A 6,233-nucleotide genomic window follows, 5' to 3' on the forward strand; every position below is an offset into this window, starting at 1 on the left:
GCTTCTGAAGTTGCTAAGATTTTGAGAGGAAAGAACAAGCCTATTTATACTCCGCATATGGACTGCGGCGATTATGTAATTGTTGTGAACGCGGAGAAGGTTAAGGTGACCGGCAAGAAGCTGGATCAGAAGATTTATTACAGACATTCCGAGTATGTGGGTGGAATGAAGCAGACTACGCTCAGAGAGAAATTAGCGAAGAAACCTGAGCAGGTTGTGGAGCTCGCAGTTAAGGGCATGCTTCCCAAAGGCCCCTTAGGAAGGCAGATGTATACAAAGCTTCACGTATATGCGGGACCAGATCACAAACATGAGGCTCAGAAGCCTGAAGTGCTGACATTTTAAGGGTCTGAGAGGAGGAAAATAAATCATGGCTAAAACGGAAAGATACTACGGAACAGGAAGAAGAAAGAAATCCATCGCCAGAGTATACCTGGTACCTGGTAAGGGCGATGTTACCATTAATAAAAGAAATATGGATGATTACTTTGGTCTTGAGACCCTGAAGGTGATCGTGCGTCAGCCTCTGGCGCTTACCGAGACGGCAGACAAGTATGATGTAATCGTGAATGTACGCGGCGGCGGATATACCGGCCAGGCAGGCGCTATCAGACATGGCGTTGCAAGAGCGCTCCTTCAGGTAGACGCTGACTACAGACCCGTATTGAAGCGTGCAGGCTTCCTCACCAGAGATCCTCGTATGAAGGAAAGAAAGAAGTACGGTCTGAAAGCAGCTCGTCGTGCGCCTCAGTTCAGCAAGAGATAATTTAAAGACAGTAAAAGAATTTATGCAAACCCTTGAAAGTCCAGTATTTTCAAGGGTTTTCTTTATGCCGGCGTTTTTGAGAATTTTTGAAAAAAGCGCAGAATTTTGAAGCGTAGCACACAAATATCTTGAGGAATAAACTCATATCTGAAAAGATATCCGGAATATGCTATATTTAAGGTACAAAAGAGAAACAACCGCCCACAAGGTGGGTTGACCTAATAGTAAAGTAGAAAACCACCCTTCCGCTCGGTCAAAGTTTAAGGGTGGTCTTTCTATGTATAGATGCTTACAAAACGTAAAAACGAATAAATGATACGAAGGCGTGATTGTAAAGTATGTGCATATACGTATATTGCAGAATAAGCACAAAGCGCAGAGTATGATAAGGCGGTTATTGTAACGGAAGTTTACACAGGTACAAAGCAGGATAGACCGGAATGGAATAAACTGTATAGGAAAGCATTACAGAATGGCGTACCAATGACTGGCACTAATGTAGATTATATTCTTCAGGGAGTAAATAAGTATCTTATGGCACTTGCCAGAGAGCAGATAAAACTTGCATTTGAACAGTCAGAGAAAGAGGCCGAGGACTTACATCAAAGGCCAAAAGAGGGTATTGAAACGAGTTCCTCAAATCCGCTTTTAACTTTTGGTTAATTTTTTCAATCAGTAATTTAACAACGGCTCTATTATTCCTTAAAGCCTGCTCTGCTATCATAAGGGCATGAACACAAAGGAGGTCGTTATGAAAATCAATCAGATGATCCGGGAAAAGCGGAAAGAGCTGTCTTTGACGCAAGAGCAGATCGCAGATTTTTTAGGTGTATCCACACCGGCTGTAAATAAGTGGGAGAAAGGCAGCACTTATCCCGATATAACCCTTTTACCAGCGTTATCACGTTAAAATTGACTTGAATACGCTAATGTCCTTTAATGACGATTTAACAGATATAGAGATTGAAAATTTTGTTAATGAAGTGGATAAGACGGTCCAGGAGCAGGATTATGATACCGCTTTCCAAAAAGCAATCAACAAAATACATGAATATCCCACCTTTGAAAAATTGATATATTTGGTCATTCTCTATTTAGAGGGAGCACTTGATCTTTGCAACGTATCTGAAGCTGAGCAATACCGGGAAACATATGAAACATTTTACAAGCGTTTAGCCACAAGCAAAATTCCGGAAATAAGGGATACCGCAACCAGTATGTTGATTTCCTATGCACGAAATCGAGAAGATTTTTCAAAGGCAGAGGAGCTGATAAATTCATTGCCGTTTTCCACAATAGACAAAGAGGAACAACTAGCTATCCTTTATCAACGGCAGGGACGATGCCAAGATGCAGAAAAAATCTGGGAACATCGGATACTTAAAGGTGTGACCGAGATACAGATTGCTTTAGTAAATATGCTGGAAATCGCATTACAGGAAAAACGGGAAAAGGATGCAGACTTTTTTGCAGATATGTATGAAGCCGTTACCCGCCAGTTTTGTTTTCCTGAGTGGATGCGCTATAATGCCCATTTGCAGCTTACTTTCGTAAAAAAAGATAAGGGTAGAAGCCTGTCTATTCTTCAAAAAATGTTACCTGCCATGAAAAAAGAATGGAATACGCAAGATTACCAGTTATATCGTAATACAAAGGGCAGCAGTTCTACATTTTTTTCCAGTAAACTGGCAAAAACAATCACCGATGAGTTAGCAAACAATGAGGAATACACATTCCTTCACGAAGGTTCGGAATTTGATGAAATAATAGCACAATTAAAAAATTAAAGGATGTTATTTTCCCCTTGCAAATGTTACGTTTGCAAGGGGTTTTTCCTATGATATAATTATTATAAAATTTTTTCGCAGCCGTGGTGTTGAATAGAAATGCTGACGAAGAGCTTTAAGGTCAGAGAGGGATACAGATGATATTAAGTGTGAGCCGCCGGACGGATATTCTCAATTACTATTCCCAATGGTTTTACAACAGAATAAAAGAGGGCTTTGTGTATGTAAGAAATCCAATGAATGCCCATCAGGTGAGCAGAATAGAGATAACGCCGGATGTGGTGGACTGCATTGTTTTCTGGACGAAAAATCCGGAGCCTATGATGGAAAGACTGGAGGAGCTTTCAGCGTATCACTACTATTTTCAGTTTACATTGACCGGATATGGAAAGGATATGGAACCGGGCATCCCACACAAAAGGGAGAAGATGATTCCCGTTTTTCAGGCTTTGTCGGACAGAATAGGAAAGGAAAAGGTTATCTGGAGATACGATCCTATTATCTTTTCCCAAAGATATACACCGGCGTACCATCTAAAGGCATTTGAGCAGATTGCAATGGCGGTGAAGGGCTTTACGGAAAAGTGCGTGATAAGCTTCGTGGATGAATATGCAAAAAACAGAAAAAACATGGAATTACTGGGTGTCTATGAAATGGATAGATACCAGCTGCCAGAGTTTGCAAAGAAGATAAGCCGGATTGCAAAAAGAAATGGAATGGATACAGGCAGCTGTGCGGAAGGCATTGATCTGGCAGAGTGTGGAATTGAACATAACTGCTGTATCGATAAGGAATTGATAGAAAAAATCATCGGCGGCAGGATAAAGGCAGGAAAAGATAGAAACCAGCGTCCGGAGTGCGGGTGCATGGAGAGCGTGGAAATCGGCGCCTATCACACCTGTAAAAATGGCTGCAAGTACTGCTATGCAAACAGCAGCGCAGAAAACGTGGCAAGAAACTGCAGTAAATATGATCCTGCATCACCGATATTATGCGGAGCGATTGCTGAAAATGACAGGATAACGCAACGCAGGGTGAGATCGTTGACAGAAGAGTGATTTTCCAGCATAAGATTCCTTATTAAAGTTTGCTGTCATCATTTCCCAAAGTAATGGCAAATGGGTGTTTTGCAAGCACTATCTGCCTGAAAATTGGACATATCCATTGATACAGCCTAAGCTGATTGAAAAGTATGTGCAATGGGAAAGGGGAATGTGATAGATGATATAGATCACATCAAAATGCGGAATGGAAAAGCGGAGGGATGGGTATGTTGCTTTACAGTGAGCGGATAGAGATTATTTTGCAGCAGGTACAGCTGCAATCAGTGGTACGGATCACAGACCTCACAGAGCTTCTGCATGTGTCCATAGATACGGTGAGACGGGATTTAAAAAGCATGGAGAAAAACGGTCTTGTCAGGTGCGTGCGGGGAGGCGCCTGCCTGCCTAATTCCCTGACGGCGCTTTCGGATTTTTCCGGGGAAGAGATCGTACATATTGATTTAAAAAGGGAAGCCGCAAGAAAGGCATTAAGGTGTATCCATCCGGGGGATGTAGTGGCTTTAAATGCAGGCAGCACCAATACGATTCTGGCCCAGGAGCTTGCCTTTAGAAACGATAAAATTACGGTGATTACCAACAATCTGGCAGCGGCCAATATTTTAATGCAGAATTCTTATATTCATCTGATTGTTATCGGCGGCATGGTAGATGTAATAGAAAAAGCCACCTACGGAAGAGCTTGTGAAAACGAATTTTCCAGTTATTATCCGGATATTGCTTTTTTGTCTATAGATGCGGTGGATGATCAGGAGGGGTTTACGGATTTCAGAATGCAGGAGATGGGGGTAATTGAGCTTTTGGCGCAGCAGGCACGGCAGACAATAGCGGTTATGGATTCCAGCAGACTGGGAAAACGCTCTCAGAAAAAGGTGCTTCCTCTTCATAAGGTGGACAGGCTTGTGGCGGATGACAACGTGCCGAAAAGACTAAAGGAAAGATATGAGCGCCAGGGGCTTTTGATTGAATAGGTGGTAATTATCAGGGTTTCTTTGTACAATAGGAAACAGAAGAAATGAGGGGCGGCCATGATAGAATATTCTCATATTTTCAAAGAAGGAAAAAAACAAAAATACGGAATTGTCAGTAACCTTTTGTACAATATGCGGTGTGCCTGGGAATATGACAGGAAGCTGTTTTGGTATCAGCTTCTGCCCATTGTTCCCAGCGTGTCTGCGGCCTATCTGGGAACGCTGCTTCCGGCATGGGTGGTGCGGGGGCTGGAAGAGGGCCGGAGCATAGAGCATCTTGTGGGCGGCATCTTTGCTCTTGCCCTTACTATGTGGTGCTTAAATCTTGCAGCAGAGAGCATGACCCAGTACAGATACCGGAACAGTGCGCTTTTGCGGAATTATTATGCCAAGCGCTGCTTCCAAAAGATCATGGACATGGATTATGATGTGATGGAGGCTCTGGAAAATCAGAAAGTCATCGGCAATACCTGGAGATCCTTGCGCAATCCCTATAATTTTGTCAGCGCTGCCAATGATGCGCCGGTTATGCTGGAGGCGGCAGCAGCCGTGATTCTTTATGGTATTTTGCTGGGAAGGCAGAGTCTGCTGCTTTTGTTTCTGCAGGCAGCCTCCGTGGGCATCAGTCTGTGGCTTTTGGGCGTGGCAAGACGGAAGCATACCAGCCAACAGGAAGAGCTGAGCCGTTATGCCAGGGAAACCGCTTATATCAGCAGGCAGTCCATGGAAAGCTCCTCCGGCAAGGATATTCGCATCTACCGCCTGGCGGACTGGATTTTAGAGAAATATGAGGACTCTCTCACTCATATGGACGGAATTTTCCGGGGAATCCACAACTGGTATTTTTTAAAGAGCTTTTCCGACTGCGTGGTGCGCTTTTTGGTAAATGGCTTTGTGTGGGGCTATCTGCTTTTGAAGCTGGTGGAGGGAGAGCTGGCTGCAGCGGAGTTTGTATGGTACATGGGGCTGGTGAATGGATTTTCCTCTTATTTTGAGACGATGATCCGCATGCTGATGACATTATCTCCCAGATGCGTGGCTATAAGCTATATCCGGGAAATGCTGGATCTGGAAAACCAATGGGGAAAAGAAAAACAGCAAAAAGAAAAACAGGAAGAACAAAAGAAAAAGCAGGAAGAGAAGCAGGCAGAGAGGGGAGCGCAGCTGGAGCTTCGGGATGTATCGTACCGGTATCCAGGAAAGGAGGAGCCTGTTCTTTCCCATATCAATCTGACCATTGCACCGGGAGAGAAGCTGGCGCTGCTTGGGCTGAACGGAGCGGGAAAAACCACCCTTGTAAAGCTGATCTGCGGCTTTTACCAGCCCACAGAGGGAGAGATTCTTCTAAATGGCATTCCTGTGAGGGATTATGACAGAGAGGAATATTACAGTCTGATTTCTGTGCTGTTTCAGGATTTTACTCTGATGCCTTTGTCGGTGGACGAAAACATTACAGGAGGGGCTGCCGGAGAAGCCAGAAGCCGTGATCTGGAGCAGAGCCTGAAGCTTTCTGGCTTTTATGAAAAATATGAAAGACTGCTTAAGAAGGGGGAGTCTCTTTTGATCAAGGAGGTCAACGAACAGGCGGTTGATTTTTCCGGTGGGGAAAAGCAGAAAATCGCCTGCGCCTCGGTATCGACCAGTGATC

8 protein-coding genes are annotated in these 6,233 nt (G+C 44.0%); all 8 read left to right on the forward strand.

The annotated features are described in order from the left end of the window. Positions 1 to 345 (forward strand): 50S ribosomal protein L13 (rplM, locus tag AC1WIP_RS09965; protein WP_481141686.1); only part of this gene is annotated, 345 nt, incomplete at its 5' end. 25 nt (positions 346 to 370) lie between these two features. After that, positions 371 to 766, forward strand: a complete 396-nt coding sequence (gene rpsI, locus AC1WIP_RS09970; RefSeq protein WP_318705625.1) for a 30S ribosomal protein S9 — start codon at positions 371 to 373, stop codon at positions 764 to 766. Between the two features lie 534 nt (positions 767 to 1,300). After that, positions 1,301 to 1,429, forward strand: a complete 129-nt coding sequence (locus AC1WIP_RS09975) for a hypothetical protein (RefSeq protein WP_481141687.1) — start codon at positions 1,301 to 1,303, stop codon at positions 1,427 to 1,429. An 88-nt stretch (positions 1,430 to 1,517) separates the two neighbouring features. Further along, positions 1,518 to 1,676, forward strand: coding sequence for a helix-turn-helix transcriptional regulator (locus AC1WIP_RS09980; RefSeq protein WP_481141688.1), 159 nt, complete (start codon positions 1,518 to 1,520; stop codon positions 1,674 to 1,676). A 19-nt stretch (positions 1,677 to 1,695) separates the two neighbouring features. Then, the gene (locus tag AC1WIP_RS09985; protein ID WP_481141689.1) at positions 1,696 to 2,553 is read left to right on the forward strand and encodes a helix-turn-helix domain-containing protein; all 858 of its coding nucleotides are present in this window, start codon (positions 1,696 to 1,698) and stop codon (positions 2,551 to 2,553) included. A gap of 137 nt (positions 2,554 to 2,690) precedes the next feature. Continuing rightward, on the forward strand, positions 2,691 to 3,611 hold the full coding sequence (locus AC1WIP_RS09990; RefSeq protein WP_481141690.1) for a DUF1848 domain-containing protein: 921 nt from the start codon (positions 2,691 to 2,693) through the stop codon (positions 3,609 to 3,611). Positions 3,612 to 3,823: 212 nt separating this feature from the next. Then, positions 3,824 to 4,585: a DeoR/GlpR family DNA-binding transcription regulator gene (locus tag AC1WIP_RS09995; RefSeq protein WP_481141691.1), complete on the forward strand. Its 762-nt coding sequence runs from the start codon at positions 3,824 to 3,826 to the stop codon at positions 4,583 to 4,585. A 57-nt stretch (positions 4,586 to 4,642) separates the two neighbouring features. Next, a partial coding sequence (locus AC1WIP_RS10000; protein WP_481141692.1) for an ATP-binding cassette domain-containing protein occupies positions 4,643 to 6,233 on the forward strand: 1,591 nt, incomplete at its 3' end.

The organism is Acetatifactor sp. (assembly GCF_982438285.1).

Excerpts from the sequence above, each read along its gene's own strand:
- AC1WIP_RS09990 (WP_481141690.1), top strand. The coding sequence starts at position 2,691 with ATGATATTAAGTGTGAGCCGCCGGACGGATATTCTCAATTACTATTCC.
- AC1WIP_RS09995 (WP_481141691.1), top strand. The coding sequence starts at position 3,824 with ATGTTGCTTTACAGTGAGCGGATAGAGATTATTTTGCAGCAGGTACAG.
- AC1WIP_RS09985 (WP_481141689.1), top strand. The coding sequence starts at position 1,696 with ATGTCCTTTAATGACGATTTAACAGATATAGAGATTGAAAATTTTGTT.
- rpsI (WP_318705625.1), top strand. The coding sequence starts at position 371 with ATGGCTAAAACGGAAAGATACTACGGAACAGGAAGAAGAAAGAAATCC.
- AC1WIP_RS09975 (WP_481141687.1), top strand. The coding sequence starts at position 1,301 with ATGGCACTTGCCAGAGAGCAGATAAAACTTGCATTTGAACAGTCAGAG.
- AC1WIP_RS09980 (WP_481141688.1), top strand. The coding sequence starts at position 1,518 with ATGAAAATCAATCAGATGATCCGGGAAAAGCGGAAAGAGCTGTCTTTG.